The organism is Pararhizobium qamdonense (assembly GCF_029277445.1).
Lineage (GTDB): Bacteria > Pseudomonadota > Alphaproteobacteria > Rhizobiales > Rhizobiaceae > Pararhizobium > Pararhizobium qamdonense.
The window spans coordinates 53,442-74,125 of sequence record NZ_CP119566.1 but is presented as its reverse complement, the minus strand read 5'-3'; the positions used below and the strand labels follow the sequence as shown (position 1 = coordinate 74,125).

The 20,684-nt window shown below is 62.1% G+C and carries 19 protein-coding genes and 1 tRNA gene; 4 read left to right on the top strand and 16 right to left on the bottom strand.

Annotation, left to right across the window (positions count from 1 at the left end):
- Positions 1-23 precede the first annotated feature (23 nt).
- Positions 24-1,556 carry an acyl-CoA carboxylase subunit beta gene (locus PYR65_RS00385; RefSeq protein WP_276119470.1) on the bottom strand — a complete coding sequence of 511 codons (1,533 nt, stop codon included), beginning with the start codon at positions 1,554-1,556 and terminating at the stop codon, positions 24-26.
- A 163-nt stretch (positions 1,557-1,719) separates the two neighbouring features.
- Here PYR65_RS00385 and PYR65_RS00380 point away from each other — a divergent pair, with 163 nt between their 5' ends.
- Positions 1,720-2,337: a flavodoxin family protein gene (locus PYR65_RS00380; protein WP_276119469.1), complete on the top strand. Its 618-nt coding sequence runs from the start codon at positions 1,720-1,722 to the stop codon at positions 2,335-2,337.
- A gap of 21 nt (positions 2,338-2,358) precedes the next feature.
- On the opposite strand, the gene PYR65_RS00375 is transcribed toward PYR65_RS00380, so the two are convergent.
- Entirely contained in the window at positions 2,359-3,189 is an 831-nt protein-coding gene (locus PYR65_RS00375) for a phytanoyl-CoA dioxygenase family protein (RefSeq protein WP_276119468.1), read from the bottom strand.
- 109 nt (positions 3,190-3,298) lie between these two features.
- Here PYR65_RS00375 and PYR65_RS00370 point away from each other — a divergent pair, with 109 nt between their 5' ends.
- Positions 3,299-4,345, top strand: coding sequence for a LacI family DNA-binding transcriptional regulator (locus tag PYR65_RS00370; protein ID WP_328518495.1), 1,047 nt, complete (start codon positions 3,299-3,301; stop codon positions 4,343-4,345).
- 43 nt (positions 4,346-4,388) lie between these two features.
- On the opposite strand, the gene PYR65_RS00365 is transcribed toward PYR65_RS00370, so the two are convergent.
- From PYR65_RS00365 to PYR65_RS00325, 9 genes are all read right to left on the bottom strand, one after another.
- Positions 4,389-6,071 (bottom strand): ABC transporter ATP-binding protein, encoded by a 1,683-nt coding sequence (locus PYR65_RS00365; protein WP_276119467.1) that lies wholly within the window; start codon positions 6,069-6,071, stop codon positions 4,389-4,391.
- Positions 6,068-7,012: an acetamidase/formamidase family protein gene (locus PYR65_RS00360; RefSeq protein WP_276119466.1), complete on the bottom strand. Its 945-nt coding sequence runs from the start codon at positions 7,010-7,012 to the stop codon at positions 6,068-6,070. The genes PYR65_RS00365 and PYR65_RS00360 overlap by 4 nt, the downstream gene beginning before the upstream one ends.
- A 288-nt stretch (positions 7,013-7,300) precedes the next feature.
- Positions 7,301-8,920 carry an ABC transporter substrate-binding protein gene (locus PYR65_RS00355; protein WP_276119465.1) on the bottom strand — a complete coding sequence of 540 codons (1,620 nt, stop codon included), beginning with the start codon at positions 8,918-8,920 and terminating at the stop codon, positions 7,301-7,303.
- Between the two features lie 31 nt (positions 8,921-8,951).
- Positions 8,952-9,872 (bottom strand): ABC transporter permease, encoded by a 921-nt coding sequence (locus tag PYR65_RS00350; protein ID WP_276119464.1) that lies wholly within the window; start codon positions 9,870-9,872, stop codon positions 8,952-8,954.
- Between the two features lies 1 nt (position 9,873).
- Positions 9,874-10,722, bottom strand: a complete 849-nt coding sequence (locus PYR65_RS00345; RefSeq protein WP_060637956.1) for an ABC transporter permease — start codon at positions 10,720-10,722, stop codon at positions 9,874-9,876.
- A complete protein-coding gene (locus tag PYR65_RS00340) occupies positions 10,722-11,303 on the bottom strand; it encodes an ANTAR domain-containing response regulator (protein WP_276119463.1) in 582 nt (193 codons plus the stop codon). Before PYR65_RS00340 ends, PYR65_RS00345 begins: the two co-directional genes overlap by 1 nt.
- Positions 11,300-12,436 (bottom strand): transporter substrate-binding domain-containing protein, encoded by a 1,137-nt coding sequence (locus PYR65_RS00335; RefSeq protein WP_276119462.1) that lies wholly within the window; start codon positions 12,434-12,436, stop codon positions 11,300-11,302. Before PYR65_RS00335 ends, PYR65_RS00340 begins: the two co-directional genes overlap by 4 nt.
- A gap of 304 nt (positions 12,437-12,740) precedes the next feature.
- A tRNA-Leu gene (locus PYR65_RS00330) sits at positions 12,741-12,827 on the bottom strand.
- Positions 12,828-12,966: 139 nt separating this feature from the next.
- Positions 12,967-14,406: a phosphomannomutase gene (locus tag PYR65_RS00325; RefSeq protein ID WP_276119461.1), complete on the bottom strand. Its 1,440-nt coding sequence runs from the start codon at positions 14,404-14,406 to the stop codon at positions 12,967-12,969.
- Positions 14,407-14,622: 216 nt separating this feature from the next.
- Here PYR65_RS00325 and PYR65_RS00320 point away from each other — a divergent pair, with 216 nt between their 5' ends.
- The gene (locus PYR65_RS00320; RefSeq protein ID WP_276119460.1) at positions 14,623-15,036 is read left to right on the top strand and encodes a BA14K family protein; all 414 of its coding nucleotides are present in this window, start codon (positions 14,623-14,625) and stop codon (positions 15,034-15,036) included.
- A gap of 62 nt (positions 15,037-15,098) precedes the next feature.
- Here PYR65_RS00320 and PYR65_RS00315 read toward each other — a convergent pair whose 3' ends face one another.
- Both PYR65_RS00315 and PYR65_RS00310 read right to left on the bottom strand, forming a co-directional pair.
- A complete protein-coding gene (locus tag PYR65_RS00315; protein ID WP_407951296.1) occupies positions 15,099-15,479 on the bottom strand; it encodes a YqaA family protein in 381 nt (126 codons plus the stop codon).
- Positions 15,480-15,540: 61 nt separating this feature from the next.
- A complete protein-coding gene (locus tag PYR65_RS00310; protein WP_060637960.1) occupies positions 15,541-15,822 on the bottom strand; it encodes a SelT/SelW/SelH family protein in 282 nt (93 codons plus the stop codon).
- A 238-nt stretch (positions 15,823-16,060) separates the two neighbouring features.
- Between PYR65_RS00310 and PYR65_RS00305 the strand changes: the two genes are divergently transcribed.
- Positions 16,061-16,477: a DoxX family protein gene (locus tag PYR65_RS00305; RefSeq protein ID WP_407951295.1), complete on the top strand. Its 417-nt coding sequence runs from the start codon at positions 16,061-16,063 to the stop codon at positions 16,475-16,477.
- Positions 16,478-16,519: 42 nt separating this feature from the next.
- Here PYR65_RS00305 and PYR65_RS00300 read toward each other — a convergent pair whose 3' ends face one another.
- From PYR65_RS00300 to PYR65_RS00290, 3 genes are all read right to left on the bottom strand, one after another.
- A complete protein-coding gene (locus PYR65_RS00300) occupies positions 16,520-17,155 on the bottom strand; it encodes a YcxB family protein (protein WP_276119457.1) in 636 nt (211 codons plus the stop codon).
- A 5-nt stretch (positions 17,156-17,160) separates the two neighbouring features.
- Entirely contained in the window at positions 17,161-19,869 is a 2,709-nt protein-coding gene (gene infB / locus PYR65_RS00295) for a translation initiation factor IF-2 (protein WP_276119456.1), read from the bottom strand.
- A gap of 104 nt (positions 19,870-19,973) precedes the next feature.
- The gene (locus PYR65_RS00290; RefSeq protein WP_276119455.1) at positions 19,974-20,660 is read right to left on the bottom strand and encodes an RNA-binding protein; all 687 of its coding nucleotides are present in this window, start codon (positions 20,658-20,660) and stop codon (positions 19,974-19,976) included.
- Positions 20,661-20,684: the final 24 nt, after the last annotated feature.

Here is a 20,684-nt window from a genome sequence, read left to right as displayed (position 1 = left end):
TGAGCGTTGTGGCGCATCCTACCTCACAACGGGATCGTATCGTGCTTGCGCCACAGCTGCTCCTGCCGCTTGCCGCGCAGCGAGGCAAAGGCGCGGGCGATGCGGCGGCGTGACGAGTGGGGCATGATCACTTCGTCGATGAAGCCGCGTTCGGCGGCCTTGAACGGGTTGGCGAAGTTGACCTCGTATTCTGCCGTGCGCGCGGCGATTTTTTCCGCGTCGCCCAGTTCGGAGCGGTAGAGGATTTCGGTGGCGCCCTTGGCGCCCATCACGGCGATTTCGGCGGTCGGCCAGGCATAGTTGACGTCGGCGCCAATATGTTTGGAGGCCATGACGTCATAGGCGCCGCCATAGGCCTTGCGGGTGATCAGCGTCACCATCGGCACCGTCGCCTGGCTATAGGCGAACAAAAGCTTGGCACCGTGCTTGATGACGCCGCCATATTCCTGCGCCACGCCAGGCAGGAAGCCGGGCACATCGACCAGCGTTAGGATCGGGATCAAGAAGGCATCGCAAAAGCGCACGAAACGGGCGGCCTTGCGCGACGAATCGATATCGAGGCAGCCGGCCAGCACCATTGGCTGGTTGGCGACGACGCCGACGGTCTGGCCCTCCAGCCGGATGAAGCCGGTGATGATGTTGCGGGCAAAGGCTTCCTGGAGCTCGAAAAAGTCGCCTTCGTCGGCGACCGCGTGGATCAGCTCCTTCATGTCGTAGGGTTTCGCCGAACTGTCGGGGATCAGCGTGTCCAGCCGGTTTTCGATGCGGGCGGGATCGTCGTGGAACGGACGGACCGGCGGTTTCTCGCGGTTGTTGAGCGGCAGAAAATTAAACAGCAACCGGACCTGTTCCAAGGTCTCGATATCGTTTTCATAGGCCGCGTCGGCAACCGAGGATCTCTTCGTATGGGTGCCGGCGCCACCCAGTTCCTCGGCCGTGACAATCTCGTTGGTGACGGTTTTCACCACGTCGGGGCCGGTGACGAACATGTAGGACGTGTCGCGCACCATGAAGATGAAATCGGTCATGGCGGGCGAATAGACGGCACCGCCGGCGCAGGGGCCCATGATCACGGAAATCTGCGGGATAACGCCGGAGGCCTCGGCATTGCGGCGGAACACTTCCGCATAGCCGGCAAGCGAGGCGACGCCTTCCTGGATGCGGGCACCGCCGGAATCGTTCAGCCCGATCACGGGCGCGCCGTTGCGCACAGCCATGTCCATGATCTTGCAGATCTTTTGCGCATGGGTTTCAGACAGCGAGCCGCCGAGAACGGTAAAATCCTGGGAGAAGACATAGACTTGGCGGCCGTTGATCGTGCCCCAGCCGGTGACGACGCCATCGCCGGCCACCTTCTGCTCGGCCATGCCGAAATCGACGGCCCGGTGGGTGACATACATGTCGTATTCTTCGAACGAGCCTTCGTCGAGCAGCACCTCGATGCGCTCGCGCGCCGTCAGCTTGCCCTTGGCATGCTGGGCATCGATGCGCTTCTGCCCGCCGCCAAGACGCGCCTCGGCGCGGCGCGCTTCCACGGTTTCGATGATATTGCGCATGCTTCCTCCCGTCGTCTTTGTCTCCTGCTTAGCCGGAAACACGATCGAAGGAAATCACCGATCGCGCAAGCGGGCCGCCTGTTAGACAAAAGGGGAATCCGAGCCCGGCCGCATCTTTTCCGGCCAAGGCGCGTTAGCGGCATATGCAAACGGAGAAAAGCCAATGCCCCTGAAAGCCCTTGCCCTGAACGGCACGCTCAAATCCTCGTCCTCGACTGAAAAATCCTCAACCGCCCATATGCTCGACCTGATCGCAGCCGAGTTCAGGAAATACGATGTCAGCACCGACACGATCTGGCTTGCCGATCACGATATCAAGCCGGGCGTGACCTCCGATGAGGGGGACGGCGACGCATGGCCTGACATTCGCAGGCAAATTCTGGCGGCCGATATTCTGATCATGGGCACGCCGATCTGGATGGGCCAGCCGGGCAGCGTCTGCAAGCGGGCGCTGGAGCGCATGGATGCATTCCTGGATGAAACCGACGAGGCCGGGCGCATGGTCTCCTATGGCAAGGTTGCAGCCGTCGCGGTGGTCGGCAACGAGGACGGCGCTCATCATGTTTCGGCCGAGGTCTATCAGGCGCTGAACGATGTCGGCTTCACCATTCCGGCCAATGCGGTCGCCTATTGGGTCGGCGAGGCGATGGGATCGGTCAATTTCGTCGATCTCGACACGGTGCCGGAGGCCGTGGAGACGATGATTTCCATGCTGGCCCGCAACACTGCGCATCTTGCCGGCCTGCTCAAGGCCTCGCAATATCCCGGCGAAGACGCGTAACTGCCTTCGCCGGAGGATCGGTCACACCGGATCGGCACCCATCACCAGCCCCTCGATGTCATGCTTCTGGCTGATCGGCACCAGTTCATCGACGACGCGGCAGACGAGGTGCTTCTTGGCCATGTCCGGCAGGGCGTCGAAATAGTCCTGCGTCACCATCATGTCGTGCAGTTCGGCATGGCCAGCACCCGGCGCATCGACGCCGAGCACCATGACCGGCCTTGCGATTGGCGACAGGTGCTCGGTGCCGCGATGAACTGTCAGCGCCGAGCGGCAGGAAATATCGCCGCGCTGCGGGAACTTGCGGGTGGCGCGGTCCTGGAACCTGCCCCAGAGCGCCTTGTCCGGAAACATCTCATGCTTCCAGTCGCGGCCGTCATCATACTGTGTGCCGGGTGCGATCTCGAACGGACCCATATCCGGCGTGACATCGACGCCGGTCAGGTTGAAGGCGAGCGAGGTGATGCGGCGGTCCACATAGGTATCTTCCGGCGATGGGAAGTCACGGTGCCAGGGCTGGTAGCGCGCACCTTCGAACGGAACATCCAGGCCGATTTCGACGATCTGGTAGTCTGGTCCCAGCGTGTTCTCGCACATGGCGATCACCCACGGATGCATGATGAGATCGACAAAGCCACCGAAATTCTGCGGATGGATTTCCACATACCAGCGTCGCGGGCCCCGGCCGACCGCGCCGCCCGGACGCTGGATGGCCGACCAGAAGGCCGTCATCATATCCTCGCGCATCGCATCGGCCCAGTCGGGCGCAAAGGCGCCCTTCAGGCCGGTGATGCCGTCCTCCTTAAGCGTCTTGAGATTGGCCTGCAGGTCAAATCGTGCCGGTGCGTTCATGATCGGTCTCCTCCGTTATGCCCAGCCTAGTGCAACTAATAATTATTAGTCAATATGCTTATGAGAATAAATAAGCTAGGTTTTTCCTCTGCACCCGGAGAGGCCATCCTTGACCAAGACGAAACATGAAAAGCCGCCGCGCCGCGTGACGATGACGGATGTGGCACGGCTTGCGGGCTGTTCGCAGGCAACGGTGTCGTTCGTCCTCAACAATGCGACGGGCGTGACAATTTCAGCAGACACGCGCGGCAAGGTCATCGAGGCGGCCCGCACGCTGGGTTATGGCGCGTCCTCGCTCATTCACCGGCCGGTGCTCGGCAGCCACGGCACGATCGGCTTCATCTGCGATCAGCTGGCGACCACGCCGGAATCGGTCAATGCGATCGAGGGCGCAAGGCAGGCCTCCTGGGACGAAGGCGCGACCATCCTCGTTGCCCAGACGATGGGCAATCCGGAGCGCGAGGAAAAGGCCGTCGAGGCGATGCTGCGCAGCGGCATCGAGGGGCTGATCTACATGACGGTCTTTACCAGGCAGGTGACACCGCCGGCCTTTCTCCAAGGGCTCCCGGTCCCGGTCGTGCTGTTGAATTGCTATGCGCCGGACAGCGGCTTTCCCGCCGTGGTTCCCGATGAGGCCGCCGGTGGTTTTGCAGCCACCGAAACGCTGATCCGGCTTGGACATCGCCGCATCGCGACCATTGTCGGCGAACCCTTCATGGAGGCCGCGCAGGACCGGCTGAAAGGCTACAAGAGGGCGCTGGCCAAGGCCGGGATTGCCTATGATGCCGGGCTGGTGGGCGAAGGCAACTGGTCGCCGACCTCGGGTTTCGAGGCGACGCAGCGTTTCCTGGCGCTGAAGGACCGGCCGACCGCGTTCTTTTGCCAGAACGATAAGATGGCATCCGGCTGCTACAACGCATTGCGCGACGCCGGGCTGAAGATCCCGCAGGATGTCTCCGTCATCGGCTATGACGACGATGAACTCTGCCGCCACCTGCGCCCGCAGCTCTCCACCTTGATCCTGCCGCACCGCGCGATGGGCGCCTGGGCGGTCTCAGAACTCAGCAAGGGACGCAGATTCGGCAGAGACGCCTATCCGCTCACCAAGATGGACTGCAACCTGATCGAACGCGATTCGCTGGCAGCCCCGGCATAAGCCTGATAGAAGATAAGCCGGCTAATAAGATTTTTCGCCGTCCTTACGCCACGTTGCGCAGGGCCGGGTCTGGGATCGGCACGGCTGCCATCAGGGCCTGGGTATAGGCATCCGCCGGGTTTTCGAAGACGGCGCGGCGCGATCCCATTTCGACGATGCGGCCGGAGCGCATGACGGCGACATGGTGCGACATGCGCTCGATCACGGCCATATCGTGCGAAATCAGCAGATAGGCGAGCCCCATGGTTTCCTGTAGCTCCAGCATCAAGTCGAGCACGCGGGCGCGCACCGAGACATCGAGCGCTGCAACGCTTTCATCGGCGACGATCAGCTTGGGTCCGAGCGTCAGTGCTCTGGCGATACAGATGCGCTGGCGCTGGCCGCCGGAGAATTCGTGCGGATAGCGGCTGGCCGCATCCGGCTGCAGGCCGACGCGGCGCAGGAGTTCGGCCACGCGGTCGTCGCGCTCGCCCTTGTTGGCAAGGCCATGGATGATCAGCGGCTCGGCAATGGCAGCACCGACCGCCATGCGCGGATCGAGCGAGGCGTAGGGATCCTGGAATATCATCTGCGCGCTGCGCCGCACCGGCCGCATCTGGCGCTGGCTGAGGCCGCCAATGTTCTGGCCGTCGATCACAACGTCGCCGGTAAAGGGAATGAGGCCGAGCACAGCCTTGCCGGTGGTGGATTTGCCCGAGCCGCTTTCGCCGACAAGGCCGAGCGTCTGGCCGGGCAGGATCTCGAAGGAGACACCGCTGACCGCTAAAGCAGGTGGCTTTTTGCCGGAAAGCCAGCCTGCCGCCTTGCCATAGGTAACGTCGAGTGCGCGCACGGTCAGCACCGGTGTGCGCTTGAGCGGCTTCGCATCCGCCGTGATTGGGCTGATGCGCGGCGGGCCATCGGTGCCGGCATGGGCGCCGAGCCGGGGAACGGCGGCCAGCAGATCCTGGGTATAGCGCTGCGCCGGGGCATTGAAGATCGGCAGGGCATCGCCCTGCTCGATGATGCGGCCGGCCTGCATGATGACGACGCGGTCGGCCATCTGGGCGACGACGCCCATGTCATGGGTGATCAGGATGATCGAGGCGCCGAATTCGCGCTTCAGCTCGTCCATCAGCTTGAGGATCTGCGCCTGCACGGTGACGTCGAGCGCCGTTGTCGGCTCGTCGGCGATCAGCACTTTCGGCCGGCAGGAGAGCGCCATGGCGATCATCACTCGCTGGCGCATGCCGCCGGACAGTTCGTGCGGATATTGTTTCAGCCGTTTGGCCGGCTCCGTCATATGCACGGCATCGAGCATGCGCATCGCGACGGCCTCGGCACTACCGCCTTCCGATCCCTGATGCTCGCGAATGGCCTCGGTCAGCTGCGCGCCGATTGACATGACCGGGTTGAGCGAGGTCATCGGCTCCTGAAAGACCATCGCGACATCGCCGCCGCGCACGCTGCGCATCGCGCTGTTGGACAGCCGCGACAGTTCGCGGCCCTCAAGCGAAATGCTGCCGGAGGCGATCTGCAGGGAAGCCTTGGGCAAAAGCCCCATGATGGCAAGCGAGGTCACCGATTTGCCCGACCCGCTTTCACCGGCAATGCAGAGCGTTTCCCCAAGTCTCAAATCGAAACTGACATCGTCGAGAACGCGCCTGCGGCCTTCCGGCGTGCGGGCATCGACGCATAGCCTGTCGATGGTGAGGACCGGTGGGGAAACGGGAAAAGCAGATGTCACGCGAACACGATCCTCGGGAAATAGAAGGAAACGACCCAATTGGGCATATCGACGATCTCGCTGATTCTGAGATCGCCGCAGACCGAGCAGAGCAGGTAGGCATCGACGGGGTTCATGCCATGTTCGGAGCCGAGCAGGTCGATCATCCGCATCAGCGCTTCGCGCGCACCGGTCATCAGGTCCGGGCCGATGCCGGTCGTGACCTCGTAGCCCATGCCGTCGAGATGGCGGGTAACGGGTTCGGTGGTGGTGAAGCGCGGGCTTTGCAGGCGCGCGTCCTTGACCAGCTCGATCGTTGCCTCGACCTCCATCTGGCTTTCGATCGCAGTGCCGCAGACTTCGCCGTCGCCCTGGGCGGCGTGGGTGTCGCCGATCGAAAACAGCGCGCCCTCGACTTCGACGGGAAGATAGAGCGTCACGCCCGATGTCAGGTCGCGAATATCGAGATTGCCGCCGACGCGGCGCGGCGGCACGACGGAATGCAGTCCGGGTTCGGCCGGTGCAACGCCGATCGTTCCGGCAAAGGGTTTCAACGGCACCTTGCCGCCCGGGCCATAGAGCGACGGCGCCATGCTGTTCGGATCGTAGGACCACATGTGCAGGGCCGGCTCCTTGAACTGGTCGGCCAGCAGCCCGAAGCCTGGAATATTTGCGGTCCAGCCAATGCCGGACGGAATGAAGCGGCGGATCGTTACCTTCAGTGCATCGCCGGGCTTCGCGCTTTCGACATAGACGGGGCCGGTGACCGGATTGATCTTGTTGAAATCGAGCGCGGCGAGTGTTTCCAGCGTCGAGCCGGCACCGAGCTGGCCACCGGAGGAATCCAGGCATTCGAAATGGATGGTCTCACCGGGCTTGGCGATGAGCGCGGGCTCGAAATCCTTGTTCCAGCCAAAATTATGCTGGGCGCGGTGGATGGTATGGGTGCAGGCGACGCACATTGGTTGTTCTCCCTTGGAAGCGCGGTTTGCCGGATCACTGACGTGCGCGCATATCGTTATTCTTGGTTGGCAGGAGCGGCGCGCTCCCGCTTCTCCCCACCGGGGAGAAGGTAGCCCGAAGGGCCGGATGAGGGGGAGCCAAGCACTCTTGATGTGCCGCGCCGCCCCTCATCGCCTCGCCTTCGCTCGGCACTTCTCCCCGTAGGGGGAGAAGAGACAGCGCCGTACCGCCGTCCTCAATAGCCGTTCCATGGCTCTGATTTTCACCAGAGCCATGGGCAATCTTGCTTACTCCTTCACAAAGATCGCGTCGTAATTGATGACGCGGGTCGGATCGACATAGATGTCGCCAGCGCCGCCCATGCGCGGCGACTTGGCGACGACGCGGCGTTCGTTGGTGAGCGGGATCCACGGCGCGTCCGCCATGATGTCGGTGAAGATCTTGCCCCATTCGGCCTGACGCTCGGCAGCCTTGGCCGGGTCCGACATCGAATCGGCGGCGATCGCGCGGGCATCGAGATCCTTGTTGCAATACCAGGACCAGTTCCAGCCGCCCTGAACCGCACCCGAGCAACCAAGAATCGGGCCGTAGAAGTTGGACGGATCCGGGAAGTCGGCGATCCAGGCCATGCCGCCCGACCAGATCATCGGCGCTTCGCCTTCGGTACCGCCGGCGGCGATCACGTTGGCCTGCGCCAGCGCGCGAACCTCGGCCTTGACGCCGACAGCGGCCAGGTCCTGCTGGATCGCCTGGGCGATGCGCGGCTGCGGATCGGTGTTGGTGGAATAAAGGACCGTTTCAAAACCATCCGGGAAACCGGCTTCTGCGAGCAGCGCTTTGGCCTTCTCGACATCGAAGGCATAGCCGGTGAAGGCCTTGTCGTAGCCCGGCATCAGCGGCGGCAGCGGCTGGTTGGCAGCCGTCGCGCGGCCGTTCAGGATGCGGGTGATACGCTCCTTGTTGATGGCCATGTTCAGGGCCTGTCGAACCTTCACATTGTCGAAGGGCGCCACCTTGGTGTTGAGCGTGATATAGCCGGTGTGCAGCTGCGCGCCATCGACGATGATATTGGCGCCCTCAGGCGAGTTCTTGATCTCGAGGAACTTGGCAGGCGGCACGCCATCGCCGGCAATATCGACTTCGCCCTTTTGCAGCCGCAGAAGCGCCACCAGCGGCTCCTGGCCGACTTCGACAGTGAACTTGTCGATATGCGGCATGTCCTTGACGAAATAATCCGGGTTGCGCTCGAACACCAGGCGCTGGCCGACGGTCCATTCTTTCAGCACGAACGTGCCCGAACCCACGGGGTTCTTGCCGAAATCGCCGCCTGCCGCCTCGACGGCTTCCTTCGGCACGACGGAGGCGAAGTTGATGGCGAGAACATGTAGGAAGGTAGCGTCGGGGCGCGACAGCGTGAAGACGACGGTGGAATCGTCCGGCGTCGTGATGCCTTCCAGCGTCGGCGATGTGCCGCCGCTGACCGCGTCAAACCCCTTGATGGCACCGAAGAAACCGGCACCGGGGCCTTGCGTCTTCGGATCGACGGCGCGCTCGATCGAATATTTGACGTCGGAGGCGGCGACCTCGCGGCCATTGGTGAACTTCACGCCCTTGCGCAGCTTGAAGGTATAGGTGAGGCCATCCGGCGAAACGGTGAAGCTTTCGGCCAGCGACGGGATCAGGTCCGGCGTGCCCGGCGTATAGTCCATCAGCCGCGAATAGAGGCTCTTGATCATCGACCAGTTGACCCAGTCATAGCCGATGGCTGGATCGAGCGTGGCGATGTCGTCCTTGTAGGTGATGACGATATCGCCGCCCTGCTTGATCGTATCCTGCGCGAAGGCAGGCAGCGGGGTGAAGGCGAGCGCCATTGCGATCGTGGAGTTTCGAAGCCAGCGTTTGAACATTTGAGTTCCCCTTTTTGGTTGCTGATTTGGATTACCGCGCACGGATGCGTGGATCGATGAGTGGCGCGATCAGATCGGCGACGAGATTGCCGATGACGATGGCAAGTGCGGAGACCAGCGTCACGCCCATGATGATCGGGATATCGACCTGCTGGATCGCCTGCCAGGCAAGCTGGCCGATGCCGGGCCAGCCATAGACGGCCTCGACCACCACGACACCGCTCATGAACTGGCCGATATCGATGCCGATCATGGCGATGATCGGAAGAAGCGCATTCGGCAGCGCATGGCGAAAGACGATGCGGGCGGACGACAGGCCCTTGGCACGGGCGGTGCGGACATAATCCTGGTTGAGCACGTCGATCATTGCCGAGCGCACCATGCGCGCATACCAGCCGGCCCCCAGAATGCCGAGCGTGGTGGCGGGAAGCACGACATGGGCAAAGGTGCCAAAGCCGCTCATCGGGAACCAGGCGAGCGTAACGGCAAAGACATAGAGAAGCAGAAGCGCTGCCACGAATTGCGGGGCGGATACGCCGACAAACGATGCCATCATCACGAACCGGTCGACCGGCCCGCCACGGCGCACGGCGGCGATGACGCCGAGCAAAAGGCCGAGCACCACCTCGACGGCGATACCGGCCGCCATCAGGATCAAGGTTGCCGGAAGACGGGCCGCAATCAGCGCGCCGACATCGGTTTTCTGCGCATAGGAGCGGCCGAGATTGCCTTCGGACAGGCCCTTCAGATAGGTCCAGAATTGCGCAAGCAGCGGCTGGTCGAGGCCAAGTTCATGGCGGATATTGGCAACCGTCTGCGCCGTTGCGCTGCGGCCGGCGATCATCCGGGCAGGATCGGCGGGCAGGGCGTAGAGCAGCAGGAAAGTGATGGCCGCAACGCCGAACAGGATGAGCGCCGTCTGGACGAGCCGCCGCAGGATCAGAAACATCATCTCAACCCCTCCCGCGCTGGGTCGGGTCGAGAATATCGCGCAGCGCATCGCCGACCAGGTTGAAGGAGAGCGCGGTCAAAAGGATGACGGCGCCGGGAATGAACACCAGCCAGGGGGCCGCCTGGAAATAGCTCTGGCTTTCGAAAATGATATTGCCCCAGGAGGGCGTCGGCGGCTGCACGCCGATGCCGAGGAACGACAGCGTCGCTTCCAGAAGCACCGTGGTGGCGATACCGAGCGTGCCCCAGACGATCGCCGTCGGCATCAGATGCGGCAGGATGTGATGAAACAGGATGCGGACATGGCCAGCGCCTAGCGACCGTTCGGCCAGGATGAAATCGCGCTCCACCAGGCCGCGGGTTTCGGTATAGACGATGCGCGCCACCTGCACCCAATTGACCAGCGCGATCACCATGGCGACGATCCACAGGCTCGGGCGCAGGAGCGCTGCCAGCACGATGGCCAGAAGCAGGGCCGGAAAGGCCATCATCAGATCGGTAAAGCGCATCAGCGCATTGCCGACGAGGCCGCGCATATAGCCGGACAGGATGCCAATCAAAAGCCCGATCGCAACCGCGATGCCATTGGCGACAAGGCCGATGACCAGGGAGGTGCGGGCGCCGTAGAGCAGGCGGGAGAACAGGTCGCGGCCGAGCGTATCGGTGCCGAGCAGGAACTGGGCGCTTGGCGGCATCGGCGCGCCTTCGAGCGTCAGCCCGTCAAACATCTGTTCATCGGGATTATAGGGTGCAATGAGTGGTGCGGCGACCGCCATGAAAATGACGAGGGCAACGATCGCCAGGCCGAACAGCGCCGACGGCTGGCGGATCATGCTTTTTAGGATGCGCATCAACCGGCCTCCGGCATGGGCTCGGCGCCGCCGAGAATAGAGGCTGCGATCTGCTCCAACGGCATGCGGCGGCGCATCGCGCAATTGCGCAGGATCGTATAGGCGAGTTCCTCGTCGACATGGCGCTCGGCAATGATGCGCTCGACGGCGGCATGCACCAGCGGCCGCAGCCGGACGCGCTCTTCCAGATGGTTCAGCTTGTCGATCACGGCCTTGCGTTCACGGTGGATGCCAAGCGCCATGACCAGGGCGGGATAGACGGCCGAGGAGGCCAGCGGCTTGGCGATGATGGCGCCGACGCCCTGTTGCATCGCCCAGGCAATGCGCCCGGGGGCCTCTGAGCCGAGCAGCGCCACCAGCGGCCGCGGCGCATTTTCGCCGCTCCAGGGCAAGAGCCCGTCCCAGCCCTGATCGGCATCGACAAGCACGAAATCCGGCAGGTCGGCGGCATCGAGCGGTTGCCACTGAACCGTCACTTGAAAGCCGATCAGCTTCAGCTGGCGGGTCAGCCGTTCGGTGGTGTTGTCTTCGCGATGGAGAATGGTGGCGCGCCAGCCGGTGAAATTTGGTGTTTCCCTCATGACACGATCCTCAGCTGCGCCGGCTGGCGGGTGCGGCGGCCGGTCAGATAGGGATCGGCGGGTATAGCCGGCTGCGAAGCGATGATATCGAAACCGCCGCCGTCATTGATGCGGCCAAGATGAAAGGGGAGTGCTGCGTGGCGGGTATCGGGATTGATCACGATCGGACCCAGCACCGTCGGCAGAGGCGCCGCCGAGAGCTGGCGCGCAACCGCAGTCGGATCGTCCGTTCCGGCTGCCAGGATGGCTTCCGCGCACAGCTTGACCGAGGCATAGGCGCTGGCAAAAACGCTCGAAATGCGCCGCTCCACACCGAACTTGGCGGAGACCTGCGCCTTGAAGGCGGCATTTTCCGGGGTCGCAACCGTATCGAAATAGGCGGCCGCGCAGAGCTGGCCCGTGGCGACGCCAAGGCCGATATGGGGCAGTTCGCTTTCCTGCAGGTCGCAGCTCACCACCGGGCAGTTTTCCGGAAGAAAGGCCGGATTGCGGGCGCCGAGCGCGCGAATGGCGGCGAGAAAGGCATAGCTGGACGGGCCGATGAAATTATTGAGGATGAAGCTCGGGCGCTGCCGCTCGATATCCAGAACGATGCGCTCGACGGCGGTTTCCTCCAGCGGCAGATAGCGCTCACCGAGTACTTCGCCACCTGCCTCCTCGATCAGCTCGCGGGCCAGCCGGTTCATTTCCCAGCCCCAGACATAATTGGCGCCGACCAGATAGGGGCGGCGTCCGAAGCGCGGGATCAGATAATCGAACAGCGGCAAAAGATGCTGGTTGGGGCAGCCGCCGGTATAGATGACATTGTCATTGGCCTCGAAACCCTCATAGGGGCACATGTACCAGAGCAGGCCATCATGTTTTTCGACAAGCGGAATGACTTCCTTGCGGGCGAGCGAGGTGATGGTGCCAATGATATGCCGGCAGCCATGGTCGCGCAGCATGGCGCGCGCACCTTCGAGATAGGCGGCGATATCGGCATGCGGGTCGATGGTCACGGGCTCGACGGCATTGCCATGGAGGGCACGGATTTCCTCGATTGCAAAATCGGCGCCATCACGCGCGTCGCGTCCGATCTCCGCATAGGGGCCGGTCGTCGAATACAGAATGCCAATTCGTACCGTGTTTTTCATCAGCCCGCCAAAAACCAAAAACCCCACGACGCCGTGCCCATCTGAGATGGGAGCATCGTGGGGCCAAACTGCCCATCGACCAAGAGGTCATGTGAATGAAAGTGCTTAATTCGTTGGCAGGATTAAAATACGGGCATTGCCCTCATGTCAAGCATCATTCGCCGGGGTGGCGCGCTAGGAATGAAAGCCAAGGACGAAACCGGATTCGGGGGCTGCGGGGGATGAAACCCTGAAACGAAAAAAGCCCGGCGAACCGGGCTTTTTTGGATGTTCAAAACTGCCGGAGCAGCTGTGAATATGAAATTGGTGCCCAGAAGAGGACTCGAACCTCCACACCCTTTCGAGTACCAGCACCTGAAGCTGGCGCGTCTACCAATTCCGCCATCTGGGCGACGAGCGGGGGTGTACGGGCCCCACGCTTTTGTGTCAACAGGGTTTTTGAAGTTTTCTTGAAATTGTCGGGAAAAGTTGAGCAAACCGTTGAACAGCAAAGATTTTCCCCGAAACAATTTCGTCGCATTCTCCCGTCGTCAGGCTTTTGCGTACGCCTCGCCAAAGGCGCGGATGGCGGCAAGCCCCTGGTCCAGAACGCGCTTTGCCTGATCCGCCGTTTCCGCTTCGGCATAGCAGCGCATTTCCGGCGCATTGCCCGACGGACGGAAGTGAACGATGCTGCGATCGGTCAGCATCACGCGCAATCCGTCGATATCGCTGACGGTTTCCGGCTTGCCGATCGGGGCGAGAAATGCAGCCAGATTGTCCATTCCGGAACGGAGGTGGCGCATCAGCGCAGCACTGGTTTCCAGCGGAAAATTCTCGATCCGGTCGCTCAGCGCCACCGGGAGCGCAAAGTCTTGCGCAATCGCCGAAAGCGGCTTCTGGCGCTGTGCGGCCAGCGACAGCACGGCCAGCGCCGGCAGGAAGCTGTCACGCGTCGGCAGAGCTTTCAACGTGGCGCCGTTCAAGGTAAAGTCCGTGGCGGTCAAGGTGCCGCCATTGGCCTCGAAGCCGGCAACGCCGGTCTTGCCGCTGCGGACCGCCTCCAGCATGCCTTCGATGACGAAGGGCGAGCCGACACGGGTGCGCAGGATGGTCAGATCCGGCTGGCGCTCCAGGCCGGAATTGGAGGTGACGGGGGTCACGGCCACCGTGGCGCCGGTGAATTGCGCCGCGATCAGGCCGAGAAGGTCGCCGCGCAGCGGCAGGCCGGTTTCGTCGCTGACCAGCGGACGGTCGCCGTCACCATCGGCGGAGACGATCGCGTCGAGCCTGTGCTCGCGCGCCCAGGCCTGGAGCAGGTCAATGGTTGCGGGAGACACCGCCTCGGTATCCACCGGAATGAAATCGGCGGAACGGCCGAGCGCCACGACCTCAGCGCCATAGCCGGACAGGACCTCGACAAACAGGTCGCGCGCCACCGTGCTGTGCTGGTAGACGCCGACCTTGAGGCCGGACAGGGCGCCTGCGGGAAGGATCGAGGCATTGCGGGTGAGGAAAAGCGCTTCGGAGTGGCGGGCGTGATCGGCAGCCTCACCGGGTGTTGCATCGATCGCGGCGGGCTCCGCCATGATCGCCTCCGCTTGCCGGCCGATGGCTTCCTCATCGATCTTGGAGATTTCGCCGTCCGGGCGGTAGAACTTGATGCCGTTGCGATCGGCTGGGATGTGCGAGCCGGTAACCATCAGCGCGGCGGCGCCGAGTTCCAACCCATACAAAGCCAGGGCCGGCGTCGGCACCGTGCCGCAATCGAAAACGGCCAGTCCGGCGCGGGTCAAGGCACCGGCGCAGATCGCCGAAATCTCCGGGCTGGAGGCCCTGAAATCGCGGCCAAGCAGGATCGGATCACCTTGCTTGGCCTGTCCGGACGAGATCAAATGACGGGCGAAGGCCGTTGCATAGAGGGCGGCAGGGGGGCCGTTCAGGTCGATGGAAAGGCCGCGCAGGCCGCTGGTACCGAATTTCAAACTCAATCTATCCTCCGTCGCGCCGGCGGGATTGCGATAATCCGGCGGGTGACTTGCAGTCAATATTGGGGCATTCTGCCGCTTGTGAAAGGTTTGGACGCCGAATGGCGCCAAATTGCAGTCGGATGACTACGGAAATACGAAATAAAACAAAAAGACTGGCCGTTATATAAAAAAGGGACACCAACCAAGTAAACCCCTTTGGGAGAAATGAGGAAACAAATGGCGGGATTTCGCAATTTCGTTATTGGCTGCGTGCTGAGCGCAGCCTCCATCATGATGCCGGTTGCCGGCGCGCAGGCGATGCCGACACCGGATATCGGCGCGTCGCAAAAAACAGACGTCCAGACGGTGGCCCATCGCCGCGGTCACGGCCACTACCGGCCGCATCATCGCCCCGGTTACCGGCCCCATCATCGCCCGCATTACCGTCCCTATTACCGGCCCGGATATCACTACCGGCCGTACCGGCCCTACTACCGCCCGCCGGTCTATGTAGCGCCGCCGATGATTTACAACGGCTACAATCGTCATGTGCGCTGGTGCCTGTCGCGCTACCGCTCCTACAATCCGGCAACGAACCGTTTCCTGTCGAACAGCGGCGCCTACAGGGTTTGCCGCTCGCCCTACCGGTAAGCGACACGGAATTGCATCAGGCGGCGGGGATTTTCCCCGCCGATTCCGTCTTTAAGAGGGTGTCAGCCGGCAAATGTGTCCCAGGCCCATAACAGCACGGCGTAACGTGCGGCCTTGCCGATCGTGACATAGAGGAGAAATACCGGCAGCGGGGTGCGCAACAGCCCCGCCACCAGTGTCAACGGGTCGCCGACCACGGGGAGCCAGGACAACAGCAGGATGGGCCGGCCATAGCGGCCGAACAGGGCCTCCGCCCGCTTGCGGTTAAGCGGGCTCACGGGAAACCAGCGGCAATTTTCAAAGCGCAGGAGAAAGCGGCCGAGCACGAAATTGACCACCGCGCCCAGCACGTTGCCGGCCGTCGCGGCCAGGAAAAGGGCGATGAGATGCGCATCCGGCCGCCGGGCAGCAAGGATCAACGCGGCTTCGGAAACGCCAACCAGCAATGTTGCGGATAAAAAGGCGGCGCTGAACACGCCGAAAAGCAGGCCTGCGGTCAAAGGCTCACGTCCGGTCGGTATGGCCGAGATCGCGCCCGGGCTCGATCACGTCACGCACACGCTGCTTCAATTCCTTCGGTCCCGGAAAGCCGCCATCGCGCTTGCGCTCCCAGATCAGGGTGTCGCCCACATGGATTTCAAAATTGCCGCCGGTGCCGGGAATAAGCGCCACTTCGCCAAGGCTGTCGCCGAAGGTGGAGAGCAGTTCCTGCGCCATCCAGGCAGACCGCAAGAGCCAGTTGCACTGGGTGCAGTAGAGAATGGCGATGCGTGGCTTTTCTGTCATGGCGGTTTCCGCAGAGAGCTTGGTTTGGGGAGAGCTTTGGTTTGGCGGACGTTACCGATCGGTGCATGGGACCGCAACAGGGCGTAATCAAGAATGGCTCACGAAATTGTTAACTGAAATAATCAGGTTTTATGGGGGCCGCCCTTGATCGCTGAAGTTTTCGCAGCAAGAGAATGCTGCGTTGCTAATATCAAGAGGAGCCAACATGACTGACCTACCATCGACCCGGCCGCCAGCCATGCTGCCCGCCCTGCAGCGGTTCTATCTGCCGCTCGATACCTCGGCCGAAACATTGCTGCGCGTGGTCGCGGGCGTGCTGCTCGTCACCCATGGCTTTGGCAAGATCAGCAATCCGTTCGGCGCCGTCGGCATGGTCGAAAGCCTTGGCTTCTATCCCGGCGTCTTCTGGTCGCCGCTTCTCGCCGCCACGGAATTTTTCGGCGGAATCCTGATTGCGATCGGCCTGTTTACCCGTCCGGCCTCCTTTGCCGCGATGATCGTTCTGCTGGTCACGGTCTACTTTCATGGCATCGTGAAAAGCGAGGGCCTTGCCGGCGCTGAGAAATCGATCCTCTGGGCGGCGATCTTCCTGTTCTTTGCCATTCGTGGATCGAATGCGCAGTCTGTGGACGCAAAGATCGGCAAGCAGATTTAAGTGTGTGGCGCCGCAGCTTGAAATAGCTGTGGCGCCAATTTGTTACTGGGTTATTTTTCCGTTGGTCGATTTGGCCGCATTGAGTGCCTGCTCGCAAAACTTTTTGAAGTCAGCCAACATCTCCACATTTGAAAAGGCACGCTTTGGTATGGCAATGTAGACGCCAAAGCGATGCGACACGACAAAATAGTTTTTCGTTTCACCAAACATAGTGACGGCATTCCAGCGTGTTTCGGTCCTTTGGCCATTTCCGTCCGTGGTCACAGAAGATGTGGTGATCTCATAGTCATAAATGCTGATTGCACCGGACTTGGGCCGAAGAGAGAGAATTCGAAATAGAAATAAAATTGAGAAGTGTAATGTTAAGGTAATAAATATATAAAGTGCGACGCCAAATGCGTTATTTGCATACTCCATGATCATCCATGGGAAATTATCATACAGATAATCTATTAAAAGTGCAGAACATACCGCTAGCGTCAATAGATACAGCACCAATAGTATCAAGACGAGTGTGAGGAATGCGGTTTTTTTGGCCGTCGATCCCTGTGAAGCAGAAAAATTTCTAACTTCCTTTCGGGACGCTGCGAGTTCTGAGCTACTGTACACGTGTGAAAAACGCCAAACGCCGTCTGTCATGAAAACAGACGGCGTTTGGCTTATCTTGATATCGCTCAAAAGAATTACAGCGTGCGGGTGATGTGCTCGACGCGGAAGCATTCGATCGTGTCGCCGGCGCGGATGTCTTCGTAATTCTCGAAGGCCATGCCGCATTCCTGGCCCATCGGCACTTCGGAGACTTCGTCCTTGAAGCGCTTGAGTGTCTTGAGCTTGCCTTCGTGGATAACGACGTTGTCGCGAACCAGACGCACGCCTGCACCACGTTCCACCTTGCCTTCGATGACGCGGCAACCCGCGACCTTGCCGGTCTTGGTGATGTTGAACACTTCCAGGATTTCGGCATTGCCGAGGAAGGTTTCGCGTCTTTCCGGGGAAAGAAGACCCGACATCGCCGCCTTAACATCATCCACCAGATCGTAGATGATGTTGTAGTAGCGGATTTCAATACCGGCGCGTTCCGCAGCGGTGCGGGCCTGGGCGTTGGCACGAACGTTGAATCCGATGATGGCCGCGTTCGAGGCTTCCGCCAGCGAGATGTCGGACTCGGTGATGCCACCGGCACCCGAATGCACGATGCGGGCACGAACCTCGTCGGTTCCCAGTTTGTCGAGTGCGCCGGCAATGGCTTCGATCGAGCCCTGCACGTCGCCCTTGATGACCAGCGGGAATTCCTTGAGGCCGGTATTTTGCAGCGTCATCATCATCTGTTCCAGCGAACCGCGCTGGCCCGATGCACGGGCAACGGCCTTGTCGCGGGTCAGGCGCTGACGATATTCAGAGATTTCGCGGGCACGGCTCTCGTTTTCGACGACGGCGAACTTGTCACCGGCCAGCGGCGTACCGGACAGACCGAGGATCTCGACCGGCATCGACGGAGGCGCTTCCTTGACGTGTTCGCCCTGGTCGTTGACGAGGGCACGCACACGGCCCCACTGGTCGCCGGCGACGATAATCTGACCCGGCTTCAAGGTGCCCTTCTGGACCAGGACGGTGGCAACCGCACCGCGGCCGCGATCGAGCTGGGCTTCGACGACGGTCCCTTCTGCCGTGCGGTCCGCATCGGCGCGCAGGTCCAGAATTTCGGCCTGCAGCAGGATGGCTTCGAGCAGCTTGTCGAGGCCGAGGCCGGTCTTGGCCGAAACCTCGACGTCGAGCACTTCACCGCCCATGGTTTCCACGAACACTTCGTGCTGCAGCAGCTGGTTGCGCACCTTCTGCGGATCAGCTTCGTGCTTGTCGACCTTGTTGATGGCGACGATGATCGGAACGCCGGCAGCCTTGGCGTGGCTGATGGATTCGATCGTCTGCGGCATGACGCTGTCGTCCGCCGCAACTACCAGGATCGCGATGTCGGTCGCCTGGGCGCCGCGGGCACGCATGGCCGTAAAGGCGGCGTGGCCGGGGGTGTCGATGAAGGTGATCTTGTGACCGTTCTGCTCGACCTGGTAGGCGCCGATATGCTGGGTGATGCCACCGGCCTCGCCCGAAACGACATGGGTCTTGCGGATGGCGTCGAGCAGCGATGTCTTGCCGTGGTCGACGTGACCCATGATGGTCACGATCGGCGGACGCGGCAGCATGTCGCCATCGTCCTTGCCGTTGAACAGGCCTTCTTCGACATCGGATTCCGAAACGCGCTTGACCGTGTGGCCGAATTCGCCGGCGATGAGTTCTGCAAGGTCGGCGTCGATGACGTCGCCCGGCTTCATCATCTGGCCTTCCTTCATCAGGTACTTGATCACATCGACGGCCCGCTCGGCCATACGCTGCGACAATTCCTGAATGGTGATGGTTTCCGGAAGGATCACTTCGCGCATGACCTTTTCGCGGGTTTCCTGCATCTGGCTGCGGCGGAATTTCTCCTGGCGGCGGCGCATGGCAGCCATGGAGCGGCCGCGCGGATTGCCGTCATCGTCGAGAGCAGCGGTCAGCGTCAGCTTGCCCTTTCGGCGTTCCTCTTCCGTCTTCGGACGGGCAGGGGCCTTGGCAGGCTCGGGGCGAACGACCTTGCCGCGCACCGGTGCGGTCGCGCCACGGTTCGGACGGGCCTCTTCCTCTTCGCCTTCCGCCTTGCGGCGGGCGCCGATGGTGGGGGTAATGGTCGATGGCGCCGTTGCAGGCTTTGCGGCCTGGGCGCGCGCCTGGTCTTCCGCCTTGCGGGCGGCGACAGCGGTTGCTTCGGCTTCAGCGGCGGCGGCTGCCTCGGCTGCAGCCTTTTCGGCGGCGCGTTCGGCCGGCGTGCGGGCTGCTTCTTCGGCAGCCAGACGGGCGGCTTCGGCCTGCTCGGCCTTCAGGCGCTCTGCCTCTTCGGCGGCGCGGCGTGCCTCTTCGGCAGCGCGGCGCTTGGCGTCTTCGGCATCGCGGATCTGGGCTTCGGCAAGCGCACGGCGGCGGGCGTCGATCTCACCAGCCGAAAGCTGGTTGAGAACCACACCGACGCGCGGGCGATTGTTGTTGTCCTGGCGGTTGTCCTGCTGGCGCGGCTGCGGCTGTTGCTGGGCCGGGCGCGCAGGCTGTTGCTGCTGTGGCGCAGGCGCCGGGCGCACAGGCTCGACCACGCGTGCCACCGGGGCTGCCGGTGTTGCGATCGGAACGACCGGCTTTTCGTCTTCCGGCCGCATGGGCCGACGCTTGCGCGTCTCGACCACGACTGCCTTCGTCCGGCCGCGACCCATGTCCTGGCGAACAGTTCCCTGGCTCACCCCGGAAGGCTTCAGGGTCAGCGTCTTCTTGGCTCCGCCGAATGTCTTGTCGTCGTTGTTGTCGGTCATTCCGTTCCGTTCCTAAGATCAGGGCCGGATGCGTATCACCAGACCCCGCCGTTCAATTTCTGTTTTGCAATCGCGGTTGTGCCGGCCTGCGCCGGTGACCCGCGTCATTGTGTCGGCAAGCCAGATTCGGCGCCAACGGCTCGAGCGGGGACGGTTCCCCGATATCTTTCGAGCATGTTTGCGCGCTTCACTACACCCTCACCCGCCTGCCCTGCAAGCGCTGCGGCATGGATAAAAGCATTCTGGCCTAAAAGCCCTCCCATTTCCGCTTCGGTGAAGAAGCGATAGGAGGGAATTTCCTCTCCGTCATCGGCGACAAAGCTCATGGCCTTGCGTGCCTGGTCAATCTTGCGCACACCGTCCGGTGCGGCATCCACCGCATGAAAGGTGGCAAGCGCCGCCATTCCACGTACGGCCTGCTCCACTTTCGAGGCGCCGCTGATGAACTGTGCCGCCTTGCGCGCCATGTTCATCATGCCGCCGAGCTGCATCGACAACAGCCGGTCCACCTCGTCGGCAAGCTCCGGTCCGGCCATCACATCCGCCCGCTTCAGGCCACGGGCAAACAGCTTCTTGGCAATCGCCTTTTCGACGATCGCCCGTTCAGCGCTCACCCAGCAGCCGCGGCCCGGCAGCTGTTTCTTCAGGTCGGGCACCACCTTGCCATCGGGCCCGGCGACAAAGCGGATCAACGTTTCCGGAGTTCCGCTTGCCCGCGTGACGATGCACATGCGGCCGTTCACTGCTTCACCATCAATGTCCCCCGCAGGGTCCTTGTCTTCAATCAACATGGCGGTCTTCAAGCAGCATCAGCT